At 31.9% G+C, this 24,439-nt stretch carries 34 protein-coding genes and 3 pseudogenes; 31 read left to right on the top strand and 6 right to left on the bottom strand.

The window, feature by feature from the left end:
* The first annotated feature begins 331 nt into the window (after positions 1-331).
* The 13 genes from DN392_RS11695 to DN392_RS11630 all read left to right on the top strand — a co-directional run bounded on the left by DN392_RS11695 (position 332) and on the right by DN392_RS11630 (position 9,654).
* Complete coding sequence (locus tag DN392_RS11695; RefSeq protein WP_016087124.1) at positions 332-835, top strand: hypothetical protein; 504 nt, start codon at positions 332-334, stop codon at positions 833-835.
* Between the two features lie 119 nt (positions 836-954).
* On the top strand, positions 955-1,608 hold the full coding sequence (locus DN392_RS11690; RefSeq protein ID WP_149238022.1) for an SMI1/KNR4 family protein: 654 nt from the start codon (positions 955-957) through the stop codon (positions 1,606-1,608).
* Positions 1,609-1,680: 72 nt separating this feature from the next.
* Positions 1,681-2,148 (top strand): DUF2004 domain-containing protein, encoded by a 468-nt coding sequence (locus DN392_RS11685; RefSeq protein WP_048566031.1) that lies wholly within the window; start codon positions 1,681-1,683, stop codon positions 2,146-2,148.
* 28 nt (positions 2,149-2,176) lie between these two features.
* Complete coding sequence (locus tag DN392_RS11680; protein ID WP_016087127.1) at positions 2,177-2,632, top strand: immunity protein YezG family protein; 456 nt, start codon at positions 2,177-2,179, stop codon at positions 2,630-2,632.
* 56 nt (positions 2,633-2,688) lie between these two features.
* Complete coding sequence (locus DN392_RS11675) at positions 2,689-3,213, top strand: hypothetical protein (protein ID WP_048566032.1); 525 nt, start codon at positions 2,689-2,691, stop codon at positions 3,211-3,213.
* Between the two features lie 87 nt (positions 3,214-3,300).
* Positions 3,301-3,768, top strand: coding sequence for an Imm30 family immunity protein (locus DN392_RS11670; RefSeq protein WP_048566033.1), 468 nt, complete (start codon positions 3,301-3,303; stop codon positions 3,766-3,768).
* Positions 3,769-3,780: 12 nt separating this feature from the next.
* Entirely contained in the window at positions 3,781-4,320 is a 540-nt protein-coding gene (locus tag DN392_RS11665; protein ID WP_000411576.1) for a T6SS immunity protein Tdi1 domain-containing protein, read from the top strand.
* 85 nt (positions 4,321-4,405) lie between these two features.
* Positions 4,406-4,891 carry an immunity protein YezG family protein gene (locus DN392_RS11660; protein WP_048566034.1) on the top strand — a complete coding sequence of 162 codons (486 nt, stop codon included), beginning with the start codon at positions 4,406-4,408 and terminating at the stop codon, positions 4,889-4,891.
* Between the two features lie 401 nt (positions 4,892-5,292).
* On the top strand, positions 5,293-7,056 hold the full coding sequence (locus DN392_RS11655) for a VaFE repeat-containing surface-anchored protein (RefSeq protein WP_088321388.1): 1,764 nt from the start codon (positions 5,293-5,295) through the stop codon (positions 7,054-7,056).
* Between the two features lie 323 nt (positions 7,057-7,379).
* The gene (locus DN392_RS11645) at positions 7,380-7,814 is read left to right on the top strand and encodes an SMI1/KNR4 family protein (RefSeq protein WP_048566036.1); all 435 of its coding nucleotides are present in this window, start codon (positions 7,380-7,382) and stop codon (positions 7,812-7,814) included.
* 102 nt (positions 7,815-7,916) lie between these two features.
* Positions 7,917-8,387: an Imm30 family immunity protein gene (locus DN392_RS11640; RefSeq protein ID WP_048566037.1), complete on the top strand. Its 471-nt coding sequence runs from the start codon at positions 7,917-7,919 to the stop codon at positions 8,385-8,387.
* A 254-nt stretch (positions 8,388-8,641) separates the two neighbouring features.
* Complete coding sequence (locus DN392_RS11635) at positions 8,642-9,097, top strand: YrhA family protein (protein WP_048566038.1); 456 nt, start codon at positions 8,642-8,644, stop codon at positions 9,095-9,097.
* Between the two features lie 59 nt (positions 9,098-9,156).
* Positions 9,157-9,654 (top strand): ankyrin repeat domain-containing protein, encoded by a 498-nt coding sequence (locus DN392_RS11630; protein WP_048566039.1) that lies wholly within the window; start codon positions 9,157-9,159, stop codon positions 9,652-9,654.
* A 399-nt stretch (positions 9,655-10,053) separates the two neighbouring features.
* Here DN392_RS11630 and DN392_RS11625 read toward each other — a convergent pair whose 3' ends face one another.
* A complete protein-coding gene (locus DN392_RS11625) occupies positions 10,054-10,308 on the bottom strand; it encodes a SunI/YnzG family protein (protein WP_000900622.1) in 255 nt (84 codons plus the stop codon).
* Positions 10,309-10,621: 313 nt separating this feature from the next.
* On the opposite strand from DN392_RS11625, the gene DN392_RS11620 reads away from it, so the two are divergent.
* On the top strand, positions 10,622-10,954 hold the full coding sequence (locus DN392_RS11620) for a DUF3895 domain-containing protein (protein WP_048566040.1): 333 nt from the start codon (positions 10,622-10,624) through the stop codon (positions 10,952-10,954).
* Positions 10,955-11,050: 96 nt separating this feature from the next.
* Complete coding sequence (locus tag DN392_RS11615; protein ID WP_048566041.1) at positions 11,051-11,407, top strand: Imm3 family immunity protein; 357 nt, start codon at positions 11,051-11,053, stop codon at positions 11,405-11,407.
* Positions 11,408-11,659: 252 nt separating this feature from the next.
* On the opposite strand, the gene DN392_RS11610 is transcribed toward DN392_RS11615, so the two are convergent.
* The 4 genes from DN392_RS11610 to DN392_RS11595 form a co-directional block, all read right to left on the bottom strand.
* On the bottom strand, positions 11,660-12,046 hold the full coding sequence (locus DN392_RS11610) for a DUF1433 domain-containing protein (protein WP_064057030.1): 387 nt from the start codon (positions 12,044-12,046) through the stop codon (positions 11,660-11,662).
* Positions 12,047-12,122: 76 nt separating this feature from the next.
* Positions 12,123-12,506, bottom strand: a complete 384-nt coding sequence (locus DN392_RS11605; RefSeq protein ID WP_064057031.1) for a DUF1433 domain-containing protein — start codon at positions 12,504-12,506, stop codon at positions 12,123-12,125.
* 82 nt (positions 12,507-12,588) lie between these two features.
* Positions 12,589-12,963, bottom strand: coding sequence for a DUF1433 domain-containing protein (locus DN392_RS11600; RefSeq protein ID WP_016134936.1), 375 nt, complete (start codon positions 12,961-12,963; stop codon positions 12,589-12,591).
* Between the two features lie 76 nt (positions 12,964-13,039).
* Positions 13,040-13,423, bottom strand: coding sequence for a DUF1433 domain-containing protein (locus DN392_RS11595; protein ID WP_046957991.1), 384 nt, complete (start codon positions 13,421-13,423; stop codon positions 13,040-13,042).
* 58 nt (positions 13,424-13,481) lie between these two features.
* Between DN392_RS11595 and DN392_RS11590 the strand changes: the two genes are divergently transcribed.
* The 6 genes and pseudogenes from DN392_RS11590 to DN392_RS11565 all read left to right on the top strand — a co-directional run.
* The gene (locus DN392_RS11590) at positions 13,482-14,663 is read left to right on the top strand and encodes an alpha/beta hydrolase family protein (protein WP_071743048.1); all 1,182 of its coding nucleotides are present in this window, start codon (positions 13,482-13,484) and stop codon (positions 14,661-14,663) included.
* 12 nt (positions 14,664-14,675) lie between these two features.
* Positions 14,676-15,059 (top strand): hypothetical protein, encoded by a 384-nt coding sequence (locus DN392_RS11585; protein WP_064057234.1) that lies wholly within the window; start codon positions 14,676-14,678, stop codon positions 15,057-15,059.
* Between the two features lie 195 nt (positions 15,060-15,254).
* Positions 15,255-15,425 (top strand): annotated as a pseudogene (locus DN392_RS31165) (pentapeptide repeat-containing protein); the annotation flags it as partial.
* Between the two features lie 193 nt (positions 15,426-15,618).
* The gene (locus DN392_RS11575) at positions 15,619-16,077 is read left to right on the top strand and encodes a toxin-antitoxin system YwqK family antitoxin (protein ID WP_064057232.1); all 459 of its coding nucleotides are present in this window, start codon (positions 15,619-15,621) and stop codon (positions 16,075-16,077) included.
* Positions 16,078-16,262: 185 nt separating this feature from the next.
* A complete protein-coding gene (locus DN392_RS11570) occupies positions 16,263-16,751 on the top strand; it encodes an SMI1/KNR4 family protein (RefSeq protein WP_064057231.1) in 489 nt (162 codons plus the stop codon).
* An 83-nt stretch (positions 16,752-16,834) separates the two neighbouring features.
* Positions 16,835-17,065: pseudogene (locus DN392_RS11565) on the top strand (hypothetical protein); the annotation flags it as partial.
* Positions 17,066-17,302: 237 nt separating this feature from the next.
* Here the strand turns inward: DN392_RS11565 and DN392_RS11560 are convergent.
* Positions 17,303-17,920 (bottom strand): DUF4241 domain-containing protein, encoded by a 618-nt coding sequence (locus DN392_RS11560; protein WP_063218251.1) that lies wholly within the window; start codon positions 17,918-17,920, stop codon positions 17,303-17,305.
* A gap of 664 nt (positions 17,921-18,584) precedes the next feature.
* Between DN392_RS11560 and DN392_RS11555 the strand changes: the two genes are divergently transcribed.
* The 10 genes and pseudogenes from DN392_RS11555 (at position 18,585) to DN392_RS11510 (ending at position 24,414) form a co-directional block, all read left to right on the top strand.
* On the top strand, positions 18,585-18,890 hold the full coding sequence (locus DN392_RS11555; protein WP_000836238.1) for a hypothetical protein: 306 nt from the start codon (positions 18,585-18,587) through the stop codon (positions 18,888-18,890).
* A 78-nt stretch (positions 18,891-18,968) separates the two neighbouring features.
* Positions 18,969-19,208 (top strand): annotated as a pseudogene (locus DN392_RS11550) (DUF7021 domain-containing protein); the annotation flags it as partial.
* A 50-nt stretch (positions 19,209-19,258) separates the two neighbouring features.
* Positions 19,259-19,750, top strand: a complete 492-nt coding sequence (locus DN392_RS11545) for an SMI1/KNR4 family protein (RefSeq protein ID WP_064057228.1) — start codon at positions 19,259-19,261, stop codon at positions 19,748-19,750.
* A 61-nt stretch (positions 19,751-19,811) separates the two neighbouring features.
* Positions 19,812-20,600 carry an Imm47 family immunity protein gene (gene imm47, locus DN392_RS11540; RefSeq protein WP_064057227.1) on the top strand — a complete coding sequence of 263 codons (789 nt, stop codon included), beginning with the start codon at positions 19,812-19,814 and terminating at the stop codon, positions 20,598-20,600.
* A gap of 117 nt (positions 20,601-20,717) precedes the next feature.
* The gene (locus DN392_RS11535; protein WP_016087153.1) at positions 20,718-21,176 is read left to right on the top strand and encodes a toxin-antitoxin system YwqK family antitoxin; all 459 of its coding nucleotides are present in this window, start codon (positions 20,718-20,720) and stop codon (positions 21,174-21,176) included.
* A gap of 84 nt (positions 21,177-21,260) precedes the next feature.
* Positions 21,261-21,749 carry an SMI1/KNR4 family protein gene (locus tag DN392_RS11530; RefSeq protein ID WP_064057236.1) on the top strand — a complete coding sequence of 163 codons (489 nt, stop codon included), beginning with the start codon at positions 21,261-21,263 and terminating at the stop codon, positions 21,747-21,749.
* Positions 21,750-21,907: 158 nt separating this feature from the next.
* Positions 21,908-23,146 (top strand): suppressor of fused domain protein, encoded by a 1,239-nt coding sequence (locus tag DN392_RS11525; protein ID WP_088321386.1) that lies wholly within the window; start codon positions 21,908-21,910, stop codon positions 23,144-23,146.
* Positions 23,147-23,309: 163 nt separating this feature from the next.
* Positions 23,310-23,507: a SecY-interacting protein Syd gene (locus tag DN392_RS11520; protein ID WP_000833060.1), complete on the top strand. Its 198-nt coding sequence runs from the start codon at positions 23,310-23,312 to the stop codon at positions 23,505-23,507.
* A gap of 24 nt (positions 23,508-23,531) precedes the next feature.
* Positions 23,532-24,086 (top strand): SUKH-4 family immunity protein, encoded by a 555-nt coding sequence (locus DN392_RS11515; protein ID WP_064057225.1) that lies wholly within the window; start codon positions 23,532-23,534, stop codon positions 24,084-24,086.
* A 64-nt stretch (positions 24,087-24,150) separates the two neighbouring features.
* Complete coding sequence (locus DN392_RS11510; RefSeq protein ID WP_001016550.1) at positions 24,151-24,414, top strand: hypothetical protein; 264 nt, start codon at positions 24,151-24,153, stop codon at positions 24,412-24,414.
* Positions 24,415-24,439 lie beyond the last annotated feature (25 nt).

Genomic DNA, 24,439 nt, shown 5'->3' with positions numbered 1-24,439 from the left:
AACTCTTCACTTTTAAGAGAATAATCAAGCACGATGAATGGAGCAATACAGGCAGAAAATGCTCGAATTTTTATAAAGCCGAAACAAAAAATCTGCTGAAGAAGAATCCATTTTGATCAATCTTTTTTTCAAAATGGATTCTTTTTATTTATTGTAAAACCTAGGATTAAGAGTTGTTTTTGATTAGACTTTAGGGCATTGGGTTTCGAGGCAGCTCTGCATGAGCAAAGATACTTACAAAAAATCAATGAAATTCAAATGAATATCCATAAGTGAATACAGTATGGAGAATGGGACTGAAGGACGAAGGACGCGGAAGGTGGATACAGGGATGAAGTATGGTGAAAATACTAAGTTAGTTGAGGAAGTTATCGAGTATATACAAAAAAGAAGCTTATTTGATAGGAATGATATAAAGTTACATGAATTATTACATGACATTGAAATGATTCATGATTTTGATAAAGCACAGGAATTGGCTTGGTCTCAAGATTTGGATGTTACCCAAATCGTTTGGGATGATATGAAATCGGATGAAAGTGCAAAATTATTAGAAGGAACTTATAACCCTAATATGGAATCAAAAAAAGAGATGTTATATGAAGTTTTTTCTGATAACTATAATTATTATCAGGCGTTTATTTCTATTGATCATATAAATATTCTTGAAGAAGTAGAAAGAGATCTTGAGATGTGTGCACTAAATCGTTTAGTAAATGGAAAAGTGGATAATTTTTATGAAAAGGTATTTAAGGTGTATAAAATGGGAGGATGGCCTTGTGGATGGAAAGGTGAGTACATGAAAGGGAAAATGATTGTCTACTTACCAAATTAAAAATGAAGGCTTACATACCGACATACTTTATAAATTTCATGAACTCTATTGCGAAACGATTATAGAGAGAGGACAGGCGATACGTTTAAATATCTTGATAGTTTAGGAGGGATTATTAAATGATTAATTTATTTAATATTCCAGATTTGATAGAAAAGTCAGCAGCGAGTGATATTGAAATTCAAGCAGTAGAAAATCGCATGAATGTTACATTACCTAATGTATATAAGGAATTATTGAGATGTACAAATGGCTTTTCAATAGGTAGTGGGTTACTTATTTATGGTACGGAGCATATTGCAGAAAGGAACGAGGTTTGGGAAGTAGATGAGTATGCGAGGGGGTATGTCTCAATTGGTGATGACGGTGGGGGTAATGTATTTTTAATGGCTCAACATGCAGAGGAAAAAGAGGTGGTAGTAATTGATTCTGGGGACATGAATCCAAGCCATGCTACTGTAATTACCACTGATTTTAAAAAATGGGTAAATAGTGGTTGTGTAAGTGAAATAGAACAGAAAACGATACATAAGTCGTCTGATATTTGTAATATAGTGTTAGTGAAAACTCCTAGTGAAGGTTTGAAAGATGTAATAAGAATAAAGAACGTATTAGGGCTTGAGATTTCCGCAATTGATTTGCTAAAGGGTTCAAAAAATCTGCCTTATATATTAGTAGAGAGATTTCCATACGGGAAGGCGAAAAAACTCATTGAAAAATTAGCAATTGATAGTACTATACTGAGTATAGAAACTACTGGAAAAAACAGTTAATATCAGAGGGTAACTTTCATACGAATAGAGAAATCGATATGGATCCAAGGGAGTAAATAGGGAGAGTTAAAAATGATTATAAATGATGCAGTTTTTGGTGAGATTGAGTATACATATGGATGGGTTAAGGACATTAACGTTGAATTTTGTGGAAAAGAAGTTGAAATAGCATTGATAGTAAAAGGTGAAGAAGACGGTAAGTTTGATGAAGGACAATATACTGCTTATAATTCATTATTGCAAAATTGGGAACAATTGCAGCAAGTTTTTTTACAAGCAATTTTAGACTATTACAAGCAAGAGCGTCAACAATTAGGGTATGATATTGGATTTAATGAAAATTATCCGTATATCGAAACTATTGACCAATTACTTAGGAGAATCACTTTAGTTGGAATTGTAGTCCCATATGGAGATATTCATGAAGAGCGAGATATTGGGATAACTTTCGATTGTACGTGGGATACAGAGAATGGACTAGGAATACGTCTACTAAATGAAAAAGTAGCTGAAGTGGGGTATCAAGACGTTGCCATTTGAATTTTAATCTAAGGAGTGAAAAAGTAGTATGAAAGAATTTGAGGAAAAGTTTAGTGAATTGCAAGCTGATATGATATCTATATGCATGGAATATGTTGAAGATAGAGCGGATAAAGTGTACGTTTATGCTTCGCGTGAGGAAGGAATTATTTCGGGAAGTTTCTTTTATTGCATTAACAATAAGTATGTAGAACGTCATAAAGTAAATGATGCATTGGAAGATGAAGGCGGCAGATATGATGTGTCTATCAAAAGACAGTCTATGGCATTGCGCATTATATGTGAAGATATTGAGAAAATTGAAGAATTATGCAGAGGGTATGAGCGTGACATGCCAACTGAGATGAAATTGATATATGATGTTCAAAGTGGCAAGTTTAAAGCTCAATATAAGTATGATTTAGTATATACGAATGATGAAGTTAAAACAGCTAGCCATATTGCTGATGAGTGGTTTGATGAAGTGAAAAATAATAACCTTTAAAAGGGGTACAGTAATAGTTATATTTTAGTTAAATAGATAATGAGTGGGAGGAGAAAATGGAGAAATCAGTATTAGAAAAAATAGAATTAATTAAGGATATTTTAGGTAATAATCCATTTTGTTTGCTTATTGGTGAAATTATAGAGGTAGAAAAAAATTTTGATGAAAAATTAGAAGAAGGCCCATTGAAAGATTATAATTTTATTATAAAAAAATATGAAAGGTTGAACGGTGGAGTAATTACTATATATGGTCATCTAAAACGCGAAAGTATTCAATTTTATACGGAGGACATGCCAGGTGGTGCTGATAAGTGGATTTGTATAGGGAAAATTGAAAGGTATCCATTGTTTATTAATAAGATGAATGGAGAAGTTTCTTGTTTGTATGGAGATTTAAGTAATCAAAATTTTATTATTGAATCATATGGTGATTTTAATAATTTCTTACAACATTTTTATGTAGGAAAAAAATATTGTGAATTAGGTAATAAGTTTGTTCAATTTAGAGGGATTAGCGAAACTGTTGGTAGTAAAGAGGATGATTGGTATCAGTTATTAGAAAGTAATAATTTATTATAATAGATTAATTGAACGTATTATGAACATAATGATGTGGAAATATGTGGAAAATTATAATAATGATGTTATAAAAAGGTGGAGAAGTCAATGGATTTTAATGAGCGAATATCAACTTTATATAAAATGCGTTTTCTAGAGAATGAAGGGGATGATATTGAAGTTTTTGAGAGTATTCTCAATGAATTAGCGAATGAAGGGACAAATGATATAATTTCTGATCTTTGTATAATTTTTGAGGATGATATTGCTGAGCCATCAGCGGGTGACTACCTTATTGAAACGATTTTTTATATTGCTGAACATTCCGGGGTAGAGGAAGGGCTATACAAATTAGCTATTAGTATTCCTAAAATGTTACCTCATGCAGAATTCTGGGCGGAAAGAATTCATCGGACACTTTTACATTCAAAAGGTTTAGTCGTATCGTATATGAATGTTTTAGAAAATATAAATAGTTCAACAAAGCAAATAATTAAAGGAATTCTTCTTGAGATAAGAGAGGACGACCCAGATTTATATTTAGAACAAGTAAATTCAATCTTAGGGAAATTGTGATAAGGAGATACTATGGAAAAGATAAGTGATTTTATATGTTTCGAAAAGTCGTCACAAGAGATTGTTGAAAAGTATACAGGTAAAGTTCCTGAACAAATAATAGCTTTATGGAAACAATATGGATTTGGAAGTATGTTAAACGGATATTTAAGGTTGATAAATCCAGAAGAATACTTAGATATATTAAAGGAAAGTTATATCCGTTATGAAGAGGCTATTCCGGTTTTTACAACAGGTATGGGAGATATTCTTGTGTGGGAAAATAACTATTTATTATTACTTAAGTATCGAAAAGGTACGGTAGATGTAGCAGGTGGAAAATTTAAGTTTTTCTTTAAAAATACGAAAGATGACTATTTTTTAGAGAAAGTATTGGATTGGATGCCTTACAAACAGGCAATACACAGGTACGGAAGCCTTGAAATTGATGAATGTTTTGGGTACACACCGTTACTTCCATTAGGTGGATCAGAAAAAGTAGAAAACTTACAAAAGGTTAAACTTATCGAGCATGTTTATTTCATTACTCAATTTATAGGTCCAATAGAATAATGAACGAAGAAACTGGAGGCAAGATAAAGAGGCTTTCAGATTTATTATTTTGACAAAAGGATATTACTGTAAGGGAGTAAAGTAAATGAATGTAGAGAACGTGGAAAGTATTTATCAAAAAGTAGTTATGCAGTTAAACAGTATTATTCCAGAACCGTGGGAAAAAGTAATGGTATATTCAGAAGTTGATGAATATAGTGATTCGACGGTATTTTTCTACTATCCAAAAAATAAGCAGGAACCGATATACAGTTTAGATATTGAAGATATGGAAGGGATTGATGAAGATGAGACTGATCACCAATTAAATCTTCTTGACAGTATCTTTAGAGAGTTATGGGAAGAATTTAAAAGAAATAAGCAGGAACCATGGACTAATGTAACATTTGAGTTATACTCTACTGGTAAGTTTGATGTTGAATTTGATTATACTTTATTAGAGGAAGAAAATAATTATAATCATTATGAGAGATTACTTATATGGAAGTATAAAAAGTTAGGAGTTTCTCCTGATGAAAAGAGAGAAAGTGATGTGAAACTAATTAGAGAATATATTCATACACAAAAATGATCTTTACTAGGGTTATAGATATAAGGTGTTTGAAAATAGATATCCTATGATAGCTGTCCTATCATAGGGTAGGTGTCTCATTTTTTACTGTATCGAATATCTCATCTCATACGTTTTTATACTTATTATCTATGGTTACACACAACTCATCGTTTACTCTTGCCAACAACCTATTTTCCTCAATGATTCTCACCGAATTATCTTTCATGTATAAATTAAATCGAGCACGTAATTCCTAGTTTGTTTCAGGAAATACGCTTCATTTCATAACAAGTCATTGGCAAATTCCTATAATTAAAATAAAACGTTAAAGTATGTAATTATTTGTTTTATAATGGAATTGTGTTTTGGTAAGAATATTTTAAATGTTTGTAATCTAAATCAAACAGGAGGTTGTAAATATGGGGAGGAAATATGTAATTAGGATTCTAGCTTTACTCTCTGTCATATCTCTTTTCTTTAATTTAATGTTACCAAAGGCTAGCGCGGAAATTGAAAAGATTCCATCATTGAAAACAACAGCTACAAACAAAGCTGATGGCGGAAAAGAGATGCATGCAAAGGAGTCTATCACGATCCAAGACAAAGTAGAGTACACTAACTTAGTTGTTGGTAAAGAGTACACTGTAAAAGGTAAACTAATGAATAAAGTTATAAATAAGCCATTATTAATTGAAGGAAAAGAAGTAACAGCTGAGACTAAGTTTACAGCAAAAGAAACGAATGGTTTTGTAACATTAGACTTTCCTTTCGTTGGTGCAGAACAACAAGGAAGAGAAGTGGTAGTGTTTGAAGAACTATATGAAGATGGTGTTTTAGTGGCAACTCATGCTGACATTAATGATGTAGGGCAAACGGTTCGATTTGTAGAACCAACACTCAAAATAACAGCTACAAATAAAGCGGATGGTGGAAAAGAGATGCATGCAAAAGATTCCATCACGATTCAAGATAAAGTAGAATACAAAGATTTGATCGTAGGGAAAGAATATGTTGTAAAAGGTAAACTAATGAACAAAGTTACGAACAAACCATTATTAATTGATGGAAAGGAAGTAACAGCTGAGACTAAGTTTACAGCAAAAGAAAAGAACGGTTTTGTAACATTAGACTTTCCTTTCGTTGATGCAGAGCAGCAAGGAAGAGAAGTGGTAGTATTTGAAGAGGTATATGAAGACGGTGTTTTAGTGGCAATTCAATCTGACATTAACGATGTGGGGCAAACGGTTCGATTTGTAGAACCAACAATTAAAACAACAGCAACAAACAAAGCAGACGGTGGAAAAGAGATGCATGCAAAAGATTCCATCACGATCCAAAATAAAGTGGAATATAAGGACTTGATCGTAGGAAAAGAATATGTTGTAAAAGGTAAATTAATGAACAAGGTTATGAACAAACCATTATTAATAGATGGAAAGGAAGTAACAGCTGAGACTAAGTTTACAGCAAAAGAAAAGAATGGTTTTGTAACACTAGACTTTCCTTTCGTTGGTGCAGAGCAGCAAGGAAGAGAAGTAGTAGTGTTTGAAGAGGTATATCAAGACGGTGTTTTAGTGGCAGTTCAATCTGACATTAACGATGTAGGGCAAACAGTTCGATTCGTAGAACCAACAATCAAAACAACAGCAACAAACAAAGCAGATGGTGGAAAAGAGATACATGCAAACGAATCTGTCACGATCCAAGATAAAGTGGAATACAAAGACTTAATCGTAGGAAAAGAATATGTAGCAAAAGGTAAACTAATGGATAAAGCAACAAAGAAACCTTTACTAGTTGACGGTAAAGAAGTAGCAGTAGAATCTAAATTTACTGCAAAAGAGAAGAATGGTTCTATCACACTTGATTTCACATTTAATGCTTCTAAACTACAAGGTAAAGAAGTAGTAGTATTTGAAAAACTATATCAAGATGATATCTTAGTAGCAATCAACGTTGACATTGAAGATGCGGACCATACAGTGAAGTTCAAAATGGAAAAATTAGGAAAAACACAGCGGGAAAAGCCGCAATTAGAGCAACCTAAAACAGGAAAAACATCAAAAGCTGGAACATTACCAGCTACAGGTGGAAATATGTACTTTACGTGGTTCTCAGTCGGAGCCGGTCTTTTGTTATTAACTCTTGGAGCAATATTATTTATGAAACGTAGAAATGCATAATAATTAATTAGTCTTTTAGACAGAAGGTATGGATAGGAAATATAGTTATAAAGAAAGGCTCTCTTTTGATTCGTTTTTTCAAAAGAGGGTCTTTTCCTAGTAACATACTGGTTGGTAAACGAAATGTTACTAAGGAATATATGTATAGAACTAGATACAAGTAATAGTTGAGAAAAAAATATTGTTATTTTACTAATGGGCTTGATCTATGATTACAAAAATTAATGAAAAATGGCGTTGAAGCAGCATTTGACTTTAATCGAGAGAATACTTGTAAATAAAATAGAATTCAGCCTTTTTTCTAGTATAAGGGGGGATAGTTTGTGGGAAAAGATGAAATTGCAAACTTATTAGACAGTATGTTAGATAAAGAATTAGAGGATTTAGATTCCCCTTCAGATAATGATTGGAGGGAACTGGAGAAAAAATTTGGATGTCAATTTCCTAAAGAATTTAAATGCTTTATTGAACTAATGTCTGAATATGTATTTCCAGGGGATATTTTAAATGTTTCTAGTGGTAAGACGAACGGAAATGATACTATTGAATTTATTTATGATTATGAAATGAAAGAAGGTTTTTGGAAAAACGAACTAATCCCTTTTTATAGTATAGGTAATGGAGATTACTTTTGTCTTCATTCAAAAGAGGGTCAGCAAACGGGAGTTTACTTTTATTTTCATGAAGAACATGGTGTAACTAAGGAAGCCGATAATTTTGAAGAATGGTTAAATCAATTACCAATCTATTTGAATTAATAGCAAAAGATAGACTCGTATTCTAAAAGTTAATTCTTTTATTAAACTATGAATTTTTTGAAACGCTTTAATAAACTATACTCAAAGTATGGAGGGGAATAAATGTCATTAGAAAAAAAGATATCTATTTTAAAAAGAATACGTTTTCTGGAGCATGAAGATGATAGCATTGAGCTATTTGAAGAAATCTTAAATGAAATATTGCAAAAGGCAGATAATAAAGTAATTATTGATCTATGCAGTGTATTTCATGATGAAATAGATGAACCTTCGATTGTTGGTGATTTAATTGAATCGATTTTTTATATAATCGAAAAAAATGGAGTTGAAGATGGTTTAAGTAAAGTTATTGAAGGGATAAGTATTGTTTTGCCACAAGCTAAATATTGTGCTAAAAGGTTCTATAGAAGTCTTCTAGCTTCAGATGATTTTATTATTCCATTTATTAATGTATTGAAGAAGGCTAAAACTACAAATAAAGAAGGCGTTATTAAAATTTTGAAAGAAATAAGTGAGAAACAACCACAACAATATTTTGAAAAAGTTGATTTGATTTGTAAAGAGGTTATTTAATACTTTAATTATAAAATAACTCTAAAGTTTGCGTGTAGGATCATGAAAATAGCTTTAATATGTTTCATTAAAATATCAATCTAGATAAATCATATGGTTAATACTAGCTAGAGTGGCTTCGAAAAATATTTGAATAGCACGCCAAAAGCAATGGGCAATTTGAAACCAATCCTTGTAATGGGGCGTACTATTGAGGATTACTTTGTGTAATTCTAGCCCAAAAAAGGATTGAATATTTATTAGAAGGTGAAGTTATGTGGAGAGAGAAGATTAGTCATATATCAAAAATAAGAGAAAACCAAAATCGAAAATTGAATTTACCTACTAATGAAAAGGAGTTATCAAGATTTCGTAAATCTGTAGTAGAAAAATTTGGTGAAGATGTATTGCCACAGCAGTACTATGAATTTTTACAAACAGTTAATGGAATTGAATTTAATGGATTAATAATATATGGGATTGACCAAAGTTTTTTAGACTTTAAGCCAATAAATCAGGTAGATAGTTTTTTTGATGCTAATGAAATATGGGAATCAATTAAAGACGAAGAGGAGCTGATTTTTTTCGGAGATTCAGATATAGCTTGGTATTGTTATAATGTTTCCAAAAAGAAATTTGTTGAACTAGACAAGCCTTCAGGCGAGCATATGGAAACTTTTTGCGATTTTGATACTATGCTTAAATCTGCTCTCTCAGCAGCAATAAGCTAAATGTATCGTAGTCAATGTTTAACTACTTAAGCTAGATGAAAATAATGCAGGGGGATTCTATGAAAAGTAGGGAAAAAGCGATAAAAATCTATGATTTAATTGGCGATGGTGATATAGAACAAGCGAAAGAGATAATTATCACTGATAAAAGTTTACTTGATTTTGTAACACCGTTTGGAACTTGGCTACATGTTTCGGCTAGAGCTGGTGAATTGGATATGATCAAATTTCTTGTTGAGTCTGGTATGGATATTAACCGTAATGAAGGTGTACCAAAGTCAGCACCTATTGCACATGCAGCTAGTGAAGGTGAAATGGGTATTGTCGAGTACTTATTTGATAATGGTGCAATATTAGATGTTAGTGATCCAAATAGAAATCCTCTATTTTCAGCGATTTATGGTGGACATTTTAATATTGTAAAGTATCTTGTTCAGAGCGGTATTGATATTACTGTAAAGTATACAGGGGATACTATGAAAGATATGGGAGCTTATGAATTTGCTATTGAAAGAGGAAAAGTGGAAATCGCTGAATATTTAAAAATGTACACTTGAGATGGAAGCCACATATTGATGTAATAGAAAAGTATGGAACACTTACATAGAATGAATGTTTCGGGTTTGTTCCTTTTCTTGGGTTAGATATTTGTTTAACAAATGAAGAAATAACAAGAATAGGTTATTAGGATGTCGCGATTTAAGTAGAAAAATGAAGACATCAATCCGTTATAAAACTATTAATATGATGTTATAAGTACATCGTATTAATAAAGGTTAAGAAGGGTTGTATTATGGTTGAAAGTAAGAACACCCTAGCGAAGAGCTAGGGTGTTTGTGTTATATAGTTTCACCATATGCTTCCGAATTAGGAGCAGGAGTAATCAACGAATCTTTTGTAGCGTTTCCTATAATAGAATGTAGGCGTTTAACATTTAAATATAGGAAGAAAAACAATTAAGCTTTTATTTTATTTAAAATGGATACTCTATTAGTAGTGAATAGTAAATAATTTTGCTTTACTGTCTTAATTAAAATACGATCAGTTGTACCATATGCTGTTCCAATTCGGATTACGCTTTTTTCTTCAACACCAGCATATGTATTATCTTCCGTTACCTCAGTGATTTCACATAATGGAATATGAATTTTAGAGAATTGCCATGAAATAATTAGTTCATCTTTTGTTTTTTCAACATGAATACCTAACATATTACCAGAACCTTTCTATAATAAAATTTCACTCGTGCTATTTTATTATACAAATTTATAGATTGTATTTCTATTTTTTTACAGGGGTTATACGACTAACAACGAGAAAAATGTTCATAATTACTTTCATTCCTATTATAATGAATTCTACAATAGAAAACAGAACGTATATTTGGTATAATCGAAATATACTATATGAAACGATGTACATGAGTTTGAGATTTATGAAAAAAGGTAAGTAATACATAATAATACATACGCTATAGGATTCAGTTCATGTTATACAAATCAATCGTTAGAAAGGAAAAGAAGTATGAATCAAATTTCATTCGAAGATTTATTTGAAGAAGAAAACAAACCAGAAAAGGTGGAGGTAGCTGAGATTCCCGTACCTTTATCGCCCTTACAAAAGGATATTTTAGAGTTAATTAATTCTGAAGAAATAAGTGCACTTGAGTTATGCGAACAATTAATACGAGCTGGTAAAATATCAGATGAAAGATTCACAACGAATAAGCCTAAAGCATATGGGCAAGTATGCTTACTATTAGAAGGTTTTGTTAAAGAAGAAAAGCTTATTTTTGTCAAAAGTGATGAGAAAAGAGATAGAGTATATAAATTGAAAGACGAAGATTCTAACGAATAAAATGTATAAAGTATAGTAATGAAATAAGGAAATCCTCATATTTGTGTTGAAAGATTATTTTCACATAAGCGTGGGGATTTTTTGGAGGGAGGATGTATGAAAGATTGGGAGTATAATGAATTATTTCATGCAATTCGGGAGGCGTATGAAGAGTTATTAGATGAAGAGAGAGGGTATCGATATGCTATAGCAAAACTAGCGGATGAATTTGATAATGTAGGAAAGATTGAAGATGTTATCGTTGATACTGCCATAGGAGAAATAGCAGTCGATCATCATATGGTCTTTGTTGGGCGTATCAAAGGTATAACAAAGAGGCTAAGTATGTTTAACCTTCAAGAGGCAGAAGGTGAATTGACAGTAGAGGAAATAAAAGATTTATCAATAAGAATAAATAATGTAATAGAAGGATTAAAAAATGTAAAGAGTGATTATAAATCTTCGGTTGAATAATTCATGTTTCTACAAATGTAAGAGACATAGCTAAACAAGAGAATAGAAATCGCTGCATACATAAAACGTAAGATAGATGAGAGATAATAAAGATTGGAAAAGGAATAAGACTAAAATAAAGAGATTAATAGGCATATGGGTATCAAATATAAAAAAATTTATCTTATAGATAGTAAAATGATTATTACTATATAAAAAATAACCAACTTTTGGTTTATTTTTTATAGGAAAACAAAAGAGTAATCTTAAAGACTACTCTTTGATTTTTTTCTTTTCTTCCTTTTCAATTTCGGATACTGATTTTTTCGGTTTTTTAACATAGTTATCGTATAGTTCTCCAGAACATCCAAAATCATCTTCAAAATTCTCTGTAGTACTAATATGAGCTATAAACCATAAATTTTCATCTTTATTTATATACCCTTTCAATTTAGGAACACCCATTGGACTTACATCCTGTTTTGTAAATGTAATCGATTTTACATCTTTAATATTATAATGAATATACTTCGTTACTCTTGCTTCTTGTATTTTCCAAAACTTTTCTTCTTGTTCTTTATGTTTTAAGTATTCCAAAGTAAAAAATCCTCCTGCTATGAGCGCCACAACAGATACGACCAAAATAATTACTTTCTTCATTGGAAATCTCCTTATGAAAAATTTACGATTGCATTCTTCTTAAAATGGGATAGGCAAGATAAGAGGAGTGCAGAGACTATTCTTTTTTCTTTTCCTTCTCTTCCTTTTCAATTTCGGATACGGATTTTTCCGGTTGTTTTATAAGCTGTCCAAGTTTTCCAGAACGCCCCAATTTCCTTTCGAAATTATTATTACTATTAAGACCAGCATCAAACCATAATTCTTGATTATCATTTATATATCCTTTTATATGAGGAACGCCCATAGGACTAGTTTCGTGTTCTGTAAATGTAATCGATTTTACATCTTTAACATTATAATGAATATATTTTGCTACTCTTGTTTCTTGTACTTTCCAAAACTTTTCCTCTTCTTCTTTATGTTTTAAGTATTCCAAAGTAAAAAATCCTCCTGCCATGAGTAACAAAGCAGATACGCCCAAAATAACTACTTTCTTCATTGGAAATCTCCTTATGAAAAATGTACGACTGTATTCTTCTTAAAATGGGGTAGGGAAGACAAGAGTAGTGCAGAGACTATTCTTATTTCTTTTCTTTCTCTTCCTTTTCAATTTCGGATACTGATTTTTTCGGTTTTTTAACATAGTTATCGTATAGTTCTCCAGAACATCCAAAATGATCTTCAAAATTCTCTGTGGTACTAATACTTGCTACAAACCATAATTCTTGATCACCATTTATATATCCTTTTATAGTAGGGATTCCCATCGGGTTCACCTCATGTTTTGTAAACGTAGTAGATTTCACATCTTTAATATTATAATGAATATATTTTTCTACCCTTGTTTCTTGTGTTTTCCAAAACTTTTCTTCTTTTTCTTTATGTTTTAAGTATTCCATTGTAAAAAAAACTCCTGCTATAATACAAATAATGGATAAAATCATTACTTTCTTCATAAAAAATCCCCTTATAAAAAACTTACCATTGCACTCTTCTTAAAATAGGATACAGAAAATAAGAGTAGTGCAAAGACTACTCTTGATGTTTTTCTTTCTCCTCCTTTTCAATTTCGGATACCGATTTTTCAGGGTCTTTTATCAGTTTTCCTAATTTCCCAGAACGCGTAAATTGGCCTTCAAAGTTTTCAGTTGTACTTATACGAGCTATGAAATCTAATTCTTTATTATTATTTATATAGCCTTTTAATCTAGGGACTCCCATAGGACTTACACTCTTTTCTGTAAACGTAATCGATTTTACATCCTGAATATTATAACGAATATACTTTTCTACCCTTGCTTCTTGTACTTTCCAAAACTTTGCCTCTTCTTCTTTTTGTTTTAAGTATTCCATTGTAAAATACCCTCCTGCTATAATACAAATAATGGATAAAATAATTACCGTTTTTTTCTTCATAGAAAATCCCCTTGTATTTAAATATAGTTAAAATATACCATGAAACGAGTTGAAACATATGGGTGAATTTAAAAAGAATCCAATTGCGACAGATGAAAATTATTTCGAACTAGCAGATCAAGTTTATGATGACCAAGTTTTAGAAAAAGGTAAAGAAATAAAAATGGCAGATGGTAAAAAGTGGGTAGTTATAGAATCAATTGATGCAGATTGTCAAAAAGTAAAAAATGGATTAGAAGCTATCGCAGTAGTACCAGCAGACAAATATGATGAAAATGCAACACATTATGATGATATAATCCTAGCATTTCGTGGAACAGAGCCTACGCAATTAGCAGATTTCGAAACAGATATCGATCAGATTACGTTTGGAATTAAAACACATTCTAAAGTAATTACTCCAAGTAACAGTCAAACTATAAAACCTGATTCTGAAACATCATTTGATACTGGATTAAAATGGGCAAAAAATGACATCGTAGCAAAATATAACCCTTCTTCTCTTCATACTACTGGACATAGTAAAGGTGGTGCAGAAGCGGACCTTATCGCTGCAGAATTAGATTGTTATGCAACTACATGGGCTGCACCGAATCCCTATGGTGTACTAAGTCCTGAAGCAAAAAAACGAGTAAATGAAGGGGAAATGGAAAATAAAGCAACTGATTATACACATGAAAATGACCCGATTGGTAACCACACTCAATTCGGTGCACCTCTAATTGGTAAGCAATACACAGTGAGACAGAACGATACAAAACAAGGACTTTTTACACGTTTAACTATGGACGGACACGGCAGAGATACATTTATGGGATCCTTTCATTCAAATGGAAGTCCCCTATTAAAATTAGAACCTGAAGATATTATAAGACAAGCACAAAAAATTCAAATGCTCAGTAATCGATTATCAGATATAGCAAAAAATATAGAAGAGTTTCAAAGAAGAGAAGCTGAAGCGGTTCAAAAGTTGAAAAGTCAATTAAAATATGAAACAGGGCCAGGTGGGAAATATCATCTATTAGAAGCCTATGAAATAGATGAAGCCATCTCACGAATTGCCAAAACGAAAGAAGGTGGAAATGACTATTTTCACGATGTATACATGGCAGAAGAATTAATTCATCTTTTAAGAAAAGAACAAAAAAGTTTAAGTAGATTTGGGGACGAAATTAGTGATGCAGCAAATTCACTTAGGGATAAAGATAATCAATTAGCGGGGAATTTTCAGTTTAGATAAGGAGAGAATTATATGATGGATTTTATGGAGGAAATTAAAAAGATAGAAAAGCAAATCGAAAGTGTTACAGGAGATTTAGCGGATCAGGTTGTTGAGGAGTTACAAGCTGCTAAAAAACAGATTGAAAGAGAAATGCAGCGTATGATGTTAAAAACAGAAGTAGGGTTTAAATCAATAGACATTATAAAAGAAGATACATATGCTCTTCAAAAAAACATAGGGGCATTTCATGAATTACAAACAAGTCTAAGAGATATAGCAGCAGAATTAGAGAAAAGTTTTGAAAGTAAAACTGGCAGTAAAATCAATGAAGAATTAAAGAAATATGAAAAACAAATTAACAACAACATTTTTAATGAACATGTTCACTTAGCAAACAGTTGTGGGAAAAAATAAGAGAAGAAGAAAAACTAAAGATAGTTTCTATTGCTTTAATTTACTGAAAGAGATGCACTGTGTAAATGCGAGGTTTGGATTGAACAGAAAAGTGTGTCTGGTGATAAGTTATATGAATGGATAAATAATACAAATTGTATAGAAATATATGAGTTCGTTGAAGGTGAGAGTGAATTAAGGGGAAAGGCTAGAGTAGGAAATTTTGAAAAAGCATATTTGGGAAATGTAAATTTAACAGGAGCGATCCTTTTAAATGGGGATTTTACGGATGCGAATTTCACTGGTGCTAAACTTGACGGTACAGTTTGGAAGGGAGCAAAGATAGAAGGAGCCAAGTTTGAAGGAAGTATGAAAAAGCAAATATGAAACATGGTGAGAAGTAAATGAATTTTGAACACTTAAAGGCCTATAATGGATAGCATACGTTATAAACGAATATTAGAAAATATCTCTCATTGTATATAGAAATTACATAATAAAAATAGAAGTATATTACGATAAGAACTTACTTTTACATAACAGCTTATCCATTAGCTAATATTGTAAAGGAGGATTGAAAATGTTAATTGATGTGTTAACGAAGGAGTACATAATACAGAATGGTCTTGAGTTTGAAGAGTGTTTAGAATATGGGGGACCTTATGGGTTAGGAATAGTAGAGTGTGCGGATGATGGTAAAGAAAAATTGTTTACTGGCTTAGCTTATGATGTTTATGAGAATGGAAATATAGAATGTTATTTCTATGTAGAAAATGGTGTTAAACAAGGAGAGTATGTGGAGTTATATATGGATGGAAATATAAAAAGAATCAGCAATATGAATAGAAGCACGGTTGAAGGCTACCATGTTGAATTTTTTCAAAACGGAATGAAGAAGCATGAGTCTGAATGTATGGCGGGACGTGAAATGACTTTTAAAAAGTATGATGAACAAGGGAATATTGTAGAACAAAAAATAGAACCAACTGAATTTGATATATTATATGCGAAAAAATTCAGTAGCGGTTTAAACAAGTAAGAAGCACTATATTAAAAATATTGAAGATTAATAAAATAACGAATTATAATTCGATTGAGAGATAGTCGTAGAAAGATATATAGGAAATGTGAAGAGGTATCGAAATATAGAAGTATGTTTATGGCGTGAACAAACAATTATAAATGAGAAAAAAGACTTGAGGACATTCAGTGGGGGGGCAAGAGATGAGTAAAGTAGAATGGAGATCACCAGATAAGCCTTTATTGCGAGAAAATGTAAAGAGTGTGGAAAAGGAGTTGGGCATTCATTTTCCTTTAGATTATATAGAATGTGTAATGAAGAATAACGGAGCACATGTTAGCCCAGAAGTATTTGAAGTTGAGGGGAAGAGAAAAGTTTTTGGTACATTACTAACTTATGATATGGATGATGATGAAAATATTATTGAGGTATTCAATGACTACAATGACACATTACCAAGTGAATTGGTGCCATTCGCATTTGATCCAGCAGGAAATTTAATCTGCTTTGATTATAAAAATCATGAAGAAGATCCAATTGTCGTCTTTTGGGAACATGAGGGGGCATGGGAAAAGGAAACATTGATGGAAAGTGAAGGGATTACGGCTGAAGAAGTAGAGGAAGTAGGGAGAGAAAATGTATTTTTTGTAGCTAATCATTTTACGGAGTTTTTAAATAAGTTACGTGATTAATAGTGGGAAAGGATTCAAACTTATCTGGCAGTGATAAATGAAAATAGTTACATAACCTCGTTCCTAATAAAGTGGGGATTAAAATGAAACCGAATAATTTTACAATCGCAATGTATCCTACAGTAGCATTTAAAGAAGAAGAGATATTAAATCGTCTTTTAGAGGTATTTGAGTCAAATGAAAAAATTGCTCCTACTCATTGGGGGAACTGTGAAACGGTGCAGGTAGAATATAATCGCCAGGAAATTATAGAAAAAGTAATTTTGGAGCAAAGGATATCTGAAGTTCATTTGTATCGCGATAAAACAGTGCACTAGTAACCCTAAAATCAACCATTATGTATAGAGTTAATAAATTATTTAAATAAAAAACTGTTAATAAACAACTAGAATTAATGAAGGGTTATATTCACTTAAGAATATAACCCTATTTATCAGAACCAGTAGTACATAAGGAGATTATCCCACGGGTTATTTACAAATATTAGACGAGGAATATTTGACGCTGTAAAAGAAAAAATATTGACTCTTATATCATTATTGATGTTGTCCTCAATTTTCCTCATGTAGCACTTGGAAATCAGTAACAAGTGAAACGATTTTTCCTGCTTCATCGATTCCCCAATAGGAAGGATAAAATCCATCTCCATAACCTGAACGGAATATAATGATATTACTTCCTGTTTCCTCACACACCACGCAATTTCCCCAATCTTCATCATGTTCTGTTAGTATGTCATCTATAAGATCATCATACAAACTAGTAAATTCTTCTCCTAGTTCTTGTTGTAACCTGTCTTCTATTTCTTCTAATTTACCAATTGCTTCAACATCTGCAAAGCACCCTAAGCCTGTATCAACTGGGTAACCAAAAATATATCCGTCTTCCAGTTCACTTACATTTTGTCCTGGTTTTGTTGCCATCTTCCATCCTACCGCTTTTGACTCCGACAATTTCAATTCAGCACCAGCAATGACTCCATCTTCCTTATGCCACCAAGCAACAATTGGATATGTACCTGGCTGAATTGTTTGTTCGAAGTGATTTTCATTAAAAATAAGAGGATCACAAGCAACAATTTTACCTGAAGTAACTTTCAACTGTTCTAGTGCTTCGGAACGCAGGGCCTCACTATCCGGTTTAGATAATTCACGTAATAACTTTGACATAATGTTTCTCTCCCTTTCCTTTTAAAATATTTGTTGGTGCTGCCTCCCATATATTTTTACATGAGTTACATTTGTGTTCTGTGGTATTTCTAGCGCCTTTGTATGTTCCTATAACTTCGATATTATCGCCATGAACTTCTAAAACCTCTGCGGCATATCGTACCCGCATTTTTCTAATAGTTCCGCAACATATTCTTCATGCGTTTTACGTTTTCGGATACATTGCTCCCCCGTACAAGTGTAGATGGAACAAACCTTTATTCATTGAAAAATATAACAAATGAATTTGACTTTAAAATTAGACCCAGTTTTGAGGATGTAAATAATAATCCACCCGTTGATTATATTATTTTAAGGGTAAAAATGCATTAATTATAAATTCAATAAAAGAAGATCGAACTAGATAGTCTTTCTAGATTGATCTTCTTATTTTATATTCTCAAAGGATATTCCCCTTTACTGCAACTCATTGCAATATGTCTACTTCTGTGACACATTACACAATTGTACAGAGATAATGAAGTAATATGAAAAATAATATAAAGATTTTAATTTAATCCTATATATTTTTTATAAATTCTAAAAGTAAATCCCTTATTTTTGGTATGATTGACAGAGACTATTTAATTTCTTATGAATATTCTTGAAAAGGGAGTGATGCTGTATGAAATCAATAAATGTAAATGGGAATATATATCATATTGAATCTGTTCCTTTTGAAGATAAGAGTGAGCAGGATGAAGAAGGATACTACGAATATTTTTACAAAGGAGTCAATTTATCGTTTCACTCGGACAAAGAAATAATTAAAGCCCGAATTTATGACGACGAAGAAATAATATATTTCTTAAAAAATCCATTTCTTGCTTTTGGTAAAGATTTTGAAGCTATAAAAGTATATATAATTAAAGAATATGATGTAAATAAATTTAAAATTCCAGGTGAAAAAAAAGCCTATATAGAATTATAGCTATAATTCTATATAGGCGTTACCATGACCAATTATAATAAAACAGGAAAACTCACAAAGTACTTATGCCTGTGGGCTATGAAAGGAATGTATTCGAAATTGAGTAAATCAAGTGAAATAAGTAGATTTGAAAATAGATTCTCAGAAAATGTGATTGAAATAGCAGCTGTCACAGGGGCATTAGGAATCGGTGCATCAAAAGGCGGTGACAACATTTTGTGGACTGCGTCAATTGATTTGATTGCGTGGAAAGACTTCCATAACAATGAAACGATTACAAAAGAAGACATACGACTCGCATGGTTGGTTGATGATGCAATTAGTTATTTCGGATAAACGTGATGTGATTTGTTAGGAGGTGAAGTTAAATGAGAAAAGACTTAACATGGCCAGTACCGGATGAGCCAGTTTCAGCAGAATATATAAACAATGTGGGAAAAGAGATAGGCTATATATTTCCATGTGACTATGTAGAATGTGCTATAAATAATAATGGTTCGGCTGTGTTACCTTATAAATTTGAAATAGGCACGATAACAAAAGTATTTGGAACTTTACTTACCTATGATGTAGATAGTAGTGAATATATCGTTAAAGTATATAACCAGTATATTTCTACTCTGCCAAATGAATTGGTGCCATTCGCATTTGATCCAGCAGGAAATTTAATTTGCTTTGATTATAAAAATCATGAAGAAGATCCAATTGTCGTCTTTTGGGAACATGAAGGGGCATGGGAAAAGGGAACATTGATGGAAAGTGAAGGGATTACGGCTGAAGAAGTAGAGGAAGTAGCGAGAGAAAATGTATTTTTTGTAGCTAATAAATTTACGGAGTTTTTAAATAAGTTACATGATTAATAATACTATCCATATAAAATGGTTCGTATAAATGTAAGCAGCAATAAAAGGCGGGAGAATGATGGATTTAGAGCATTTAAAAAAAGATATTTGGTATGGAGAAGTTTCTAATCATACAATTGAAACTCTTAAGTCTAACTTAAGGGATAGTGTAGCAGAGACAGAATCCTTTATTTTAATTAACGAATTGTTAAAGTTAGGTGATTTCTCCGTTAAGGGATTACTAATTGAACTTATGAATAGTACTCGAAATGGGCTTGTTTTACATTTATGCACTAGACTATTTTGTTCAGTAGCTACTCACGATGATTTATTAGAAACGAATAATTTGAAATTCCTTTCAAGTGCTTCAGAGGATGGAGTTCATAATTTTGTAGTAAGTGCTGGTGAAACTCTTTCATATCATGTAGTACCATATCTTTTAGCGTTACTAGAAGAGTGGGAAGATACCTTTGTTGAAAAAGCTATAAGAAATGAACTTTCATGGATGCTTGGAATTGAGGACGAGTATTATGAAGTATCGTTAGAAGAATTTAATGAAGCTTATTCTAGTTTTATCGAAAATAACGATACGCAAGAATACTATTATCGTAATAGACTATCTTTTCCTGGAGATTTGGCAAAGGAGTTAGTTTCGGAAGTTATGAGTTCTTTAAGAGATAGAACTACTTATAATGTTGTTACTATACCTTCCGTTTTATCAATTTGGAGTGGAATCAAATGTCCAATTCAATACGATACGATAATAACAAATGAAAAAAATAGAGAGTTGATGTCATATATCGATGTTCTAACAAAGAAAGAATGGAAGATTGGTAAAAAGTATTTTTATGGACATGTAGTCGTATAAGAAAACGATATATGTGATGAAAATAAAACCATTCTATGGCACTCTGTTAAGGAGTGATTTTTACTATAACGGAAAGCTTTGATTGTTGTTTAGAGGTGAATAAAATTGGAGAATAAGATGGATGTACTAAGTAAAAAATACGTATTAGAGCATGGAATAAATTTTGATGAGGAACTATGGTTTACCTCATCCAGTGATGAAGTGCTAGATAAGCCAGAAGAAAAGAATGGGAAACCTTTTACTGGTTTAGCATATGAGTTATATGACAATGGCACCCTAGCGTATTATTGTTACTATAGGGATGGTTTTAAAGAAGGGAATTATGTTAAGTTTTATCAGAGCGGAAAAGTGAAAACTACGGATTACATGATAAAAGGACAGACAAGAGGGATACGGAAAAAATGGTATGAATGCGAAGTACTTAAATATGAAGGGGAATTTAAGTTTGGTATTTGCTTACATTATACAGAATGGGATAAACATGGGGATGTAATTAGCAAAAAAGTTGCACCGACAAAAGAGGAATTAGCATTCATCAACCGATGCTCTAAACGAGAAGATAATCCATTAATATAAAAAATTACAATATGTTATTTGATAACATATAGGGCAGTTTGTAAAATTATTTAAGAGTAAATAACAATGGGGTGATGGAACTTGGTGAGAAAAGTAGAATGGCAATTTGCTGATGAAGCTGTAAATGAAGATTTTGTGAGAGAGATTAGTAATAAAATAGGTTTTAAATTGCCAATTGATTATATAAAATGTGTAGCTGTAAATAATGGTGCCAATGTAGAGCCAGAATTATTTAATGTGAATAATCACGAAAGAATTTTTGGTACTTTATTATCTTTTAATGAAAATAGTGATGAATATATAGTTGATGTATATAGTGATTTTATTAATACATTACCTAAAGAATTATTTCCTTTCGCGTTTGATCCAGCAGGAAATTTAATCTGCTTTGATTATAAAAATCATGAAGAAGATCCAATTGTCGTCTTTTGGGAACATGAGGGGGCATGGGAAAAGGAAACATTGATGGAGAGTGAAGGGATTACGGCTGAGGAGGCAGAGGAAGTAGCGAGAGAAAATGTATTCTATATTGCTAATAATTTTACGGAGTTTTTAAATAAGTTACATGATTAGAAGAAGTTAAATCGTAAAAAAGAAATAGTAAAGAAGATAGTGAGATAAAAAATACATATAAGCAGTGGGCGATAAAAAGCATTAAAGGATAAAATAGATGAGAAATGGTTGTTGACAGGGAAAATGTGTATTTTATATAGAGTAAAAGGCGGAGTATAATGAAAATATGGAAAATTATTGGAGATTCGCAGTTTGATCAATTAGAGTGTGAGAATGAAGAAGGACAAGAAATTTTTAATAACTATTTTCAAGGTCAATCAGTAATTAATACGTGGAATCCATTGCAAATGAAATTATCAAATAAAGGAGAAGTATCTGATTTATTAAGTGAAATACCACTTGTTTTTACAAAAGCAGCGATAGAAGTAGTATTTGATTTAATAAAAGGGAAAGTTGAAGTTCTTCCGCTTGTTCATGAAGTATACGAATGCTATGCAATACATGTATTAAACGTATTGGCATGTATTGATTATAAAAATGCAAAACCTGATGATTTTGGTGGATTCGATAAATTTGCTTTTATTGCAGATGAAATTAAAGGAGAACATATTTTTTGTACAATGAACACAAAGCATAAATACGGAGATTTTCCAATTGTATCTGTACAAACATTTGTATCAGATGAATTTAAAGATTGTGTTGTGGAAAGTGAACTAAAGGGGTTTAATTTTCAATTAGTATGGGAATCCGATGAGAAAAATCATGAACAAAAAATAGAAAATAACCCAGTGATACGTCCAACCTCAATAGAAGATTTTAAATCACATATTCAGCAGCATTATGGACTGATTACGAATCATATAGAAGCAAATACAAAAAGGATTACCGATGTAGAATTATATGATGTTGGACCAAATAAAATAGTTGATTACCATACAGTAGTAACATATCGGAATAGCTATTTCCGTATGCCAGCTCCATCAAGTGTAGATAGTGGTTATTCAGAACTTGTCATGCATCTACCGAAGGATTGGGATGTTTCAGTAACCGCTTTGGCGAGTTCGAAATACAGTTGGCCTTTGCGTCTTTTACAAGGATTTGGAGAAACGACAAGGGAATATGGATTAGGGCAATGGCTTATATTTCCGAATCAATTAGATGAAGGTAAGGAAGATTGCAATGCGTCAATTCATCCATATAGTAAAGAGACGGAATTTTCTGGTGTTATGATTGTGCCACCAATTCCACAGTGTTCAGGGGCATTCAAAATGGAATTTCGTGAAGATGGTAAAAGAATAGAGGGTGACTGGCCGGTTTATTTTCATACCCTATTACCGTTATATAAAGAAGAAATTCAATGTTATTTCGAAGCAGGATTAGATACGTTATTACAAAAATTACTAAAAAATGGTGTTGAAGCAGCGTTTGACTTTAATCGAGAGAATACGTGTAAATAAGGCAGGATCAATTGAAGAGATTTGTAGTGAAAAAGTAATAAGAATCGCTATATAACTTTACTATTAGTATGAAGGTGGGGTATGAAATCCAATTATTTTTCAATTATTAATAATTCAGTAGGAAATGAAATCCTATTAATTTATAGTAGAATTTATTCAAATAATGAAACGGTATGAGGAGAGTGAAGGGGGAGAATTTAGGTATATACAGATAGGATTTATCTCTCCGGAAGATAAGGCTATTATTTTTGACAATGAAACAGGAGAAGTATTAATAGAAAACTTTGAAACAGAAGAAAAGGAGTTTCTTTCTAATTCCCTAGTTGAGTTGATAAGTAATTTAAAAATGGAGCAGAGATAATAATATGATATACAGGAGGATAAAATGATCTCACCACAAGATTTTTTAGTGAATTGGAATGAAGAAATATACGGTTTAATTCATTATAATGAAAAAATCATTCACTCGTTTTCATTCTCGAAAGAAACGAAAGACTTCTTAATTAAAGCAGGTTTTCCCGAGTCTGCTCCTCCATTTCTTACATTTGAATCTGCGGATAACGGTGGCGGGATAAGGTTGAGCGAGATACAAAATGAATTAGGTACGATGTATGATAAGTTTATATACTTTGGATTTACTGGTAGTGGAAATCCAATCTGTATTGATGAATCTAAATCACAACTCGTATATATAGATTATGACAATGAAAATAAAGTCGTTCTTATAAATAGTACGATAGAGAAGTTTGCAGAATCTTTACTTGTCTATGTGGAATTTATAAAAGAAGTAAAGGCTGCCAATGGAAGAAAGGCTTATATTGAAAAAAATATACCTAAAGGTTTGGTGGAGTGGATTTCTAATGCACTTCGAAAAATTGATGCAGTTGCTTTAACGGAAGGATGTTTTTGGACAGAAGAAATAGGGAGTTTTAGTGAATAAGTGTAGATAATAATAGATGGTATTTTTATAGTTGTAAAAAGTTATTCTAAAAGGGGTATGTTGGGTGAATCATAGACGCAAGAAAAAGAAGCCGAAACAAATAAGAAAAGAAGCTGTTCGGATAAAACCGATAGTAGAAGAAGAAAAACCACTAAAGAAGAGTAGCAACAAGTTGGTCGATATTCTCCTAGGTATTCTTCTTTTTCCAATTCTTATATGGGCTGTCTTGGAAGGTTGTACAACACAATTAAGCAAAGGGAAGACTTTCCTTATTATCGTTTTCTTTCTCTTAATTGCAGTAGGGTTATCTATGATAGGAAACAAATAAGGGGGAGTTCAGATGTTTAAGAAGA

The organism is Bacillus sp. BB51/4, assembly GCF_008368845.1.
Classification (GTDB): domain Bacteria; phylum Bacillota; class Bacilli; order Bacillales; family Bacillaceae_G; genus Bacillus_A; species Bacillus_A wiedmannii.
The sequence above is the reverse complement of the archived record's forward strand: the minus strand, read 5'-3'. Positions and strand labels throughout refer to the sequence as shown.

Bases quoted from the DNA above. Each gene is read 5' to 3' on its own strand.
- DN392_RS11695 (WP_016087124.1), top strand. From the start codon at position 332: ATGAAGTATGGTGAAAATACTAAGTTAGTTGAGGAAGTTATCGAGTAT.
- DN392_RS11690 (WP_149238022.1), top strand. From the start codon at position 955: ATGATTAATTTATTTAATATTCCAGATTTGATAGAAAAGTCAGCAGCG.
- DN392_RS11685 (WP_048566031.1), top strand. From the start codon at position 1,681: ATGATTATAAATGATGCAGTTTTTGGTGAGATTGAGTATACATATGGA.
- DN392_RS11680 (WP_016087127.1), top strand. From the start codon at position 2,177: ATGAAAGAATTTGAGGAAAAGTTTAGTGAATTGCAAGCTGATATGATA.
- DN392_RS11675 (WP_048566032.1), top strand. From the start codon at position 2,689: ATGGAGAAATCAGTATTAGAAAAAATAGAATTAATTAAGGATATTTTA.
- DN392_RS11670 (WP_048566033.1), top strand. From the start codon at position 3,301: ATGGATTTTAATGAGCGAATATCAACTTTATATAAAATGCGTTTTCTA.
- DN392_RS11665 (WP_000411576.1), top strand. From the start codon at position 3,781: ATGGAAAAGATAAGTGATTTTATATGTTTCGAAAAGTCGTCACAAGAG.
- DN392_RS11660 (WP_048566034.1), top strand. From the start codon at position 4,406: ATGAATGTAGAGAACGTGGAAAGTATTTATCAAAAAGTAGTTATGCAG.
- DN392_RS11655 (WP_088321388.1), top strand. From the start codon at position 5,293: ATGGGGAGGAAATATGTAATTAGGATTCTAGCTTTACTCTCTGTCATA.
- DN392_RS11640 (WP_048566037.1), top strand. From the start codon at position 7,917: ATGTCATTAGAAAAAAAGATATCTATTTTAAAAAGAATACGTTTTCTG.
- DN392_RS11635 (WP_048566038.1), top strand. From the start codon at position 8,642: ATGTGGAGAGAGAAGATTAGTCATATATCAAAAATAAGAGAAAACCAA.
- DN392_RS11630 (WP_048566039.1), top strand. From the start codon at position 9,157: ATGAAAAGTAGGGAAAAAGCGATAAAAATCTATGATTTAATTGGCGAT.
- DN392_RS11625 (WP_000900622.1), bottom strand. From the start codon at position 10,308: ATGTTAGGTATTCATGTTGAAAAAACAAAAGATGAACTAATTATTTCA.
- DN392_RS11620 (WP_048566040.1), top strand. From the start codon at position 10,622: ATGAATCAAATTTCATTCGAAGATTTATTTGAAGAAGAAAACAAACCA.
- DN392_RS11615 (WP_048566041.1), top strand. From the start codon at position 11,051: ATGAAAGATTGGGAGTATAATGAATTATTTCATGCAATTCGGGAGGCG.
- DN392_RS11610 (WP_064057030.1), bottom strand. From the start codon at position 12,046: ATGAAGAAAGTAATTATTTTGGTCGTATCTGTTGTGGCGCTCATAGCA.
- DN392_RS11605 (WP_064057031.1), bottom strand. From the start codon at position 12,506: ATGAAGAAAGTAGTTATTTTGGGCGTATCTGCTTTGTTACTCATGGCA.
- DN392_RS11600 (WP_016134936.1), bottom strand. From the start codon at position 12,963: ATGAAGAAAGTAATGATTTTATCCATTATTTGTATTATAGCAGGAGTT.
- DN392_RS11595 (WP_046957991.1), bottom strand. From the start codon at position 13,423: ATGAAGAAAAAAACGGTAATTATTTTATCCATTATTTGTATTATAGCA.
- DN392_RS11590 (WP_071743048.1), top strand. From the start codon at position 13,482: ATGGGTGAATTTAAAAAGAATCCAATTGCGACAGATGAAAATTATTTC.
- DN392_RS11585 (WP_064057234.1), top strand. From the start codon at position 14,676: ATGATGGATTTTATGGAGGAAATTAAAAAGATAGAAAAGCAAATCGAA.
- DN392_RS11575 (WP_064057232.1), top strand. From the start codon at position 15,619: ATGTTAATTGATGTGTTAACGAAGGAGTACATAATACAGAATGGTCTT.
- DN392_RS11570 (WP_064057231.1), top strand. From the start codon at position 16,263: ATGAGTAAAGTAGAATGGAGATCACCAGATAAGCCTTTATTGCGAGAA.
- DN392_RS11560 (WP_063218251.1), bottom strand. From the start codon at position 17,920: ATGTCAAAGTTATTACGTGAATTATCTAAACCGGATAGTGAGGCCCTG.
- DN392_RS11555 (WP_000836238.1), top strand. From the start codon at position 18,585: ATGAAATCAATAAATGTAAATGGGAATATATATCATATTGAATCTGTT.
- DN392_RS11545 (WP_064057228.1), top strand. From the start codon at position 19,259: ATGAGAAAAGACTTAACATGGCCAGTACCGGATGAGCCAGTTTCAGCA.
- imm47 (WP_064057227.1), top strand. From the start codon at position 19,812: ATGGATTTAGAGCATTTAAAAAAAGATATTTGGTATGGAGAAGTTTCT.
- DN392_RS11535 (WP_016087153.1), top strand. From the start codon at position 20,718: ATGGATGTACTAAGTAAAAAATACGTATTAGAGCATGGAATAAATTTT.
- DN392_RS11525 (WP_088321386.1), top strand. From the start codon at position 21,908: ATGAAAATATGGAAAATTATTGGAGATTCGCAGTTTGATCAATTAGAG.
- DN392_RS11520 (WP_000833060.1), top strand. From the start codon at position 23,310: ATGAAACGGTATGAGGAGAGTGAAGGGGGAGAATTTAGGTATATACAG.
- DN392_RS11515 (WP_064057225.1), top strand. From the start codon at position 23,532: ATGATCTCACCACAAGATTTTTTAGTGAATTGGAATGAAGAAATATAC.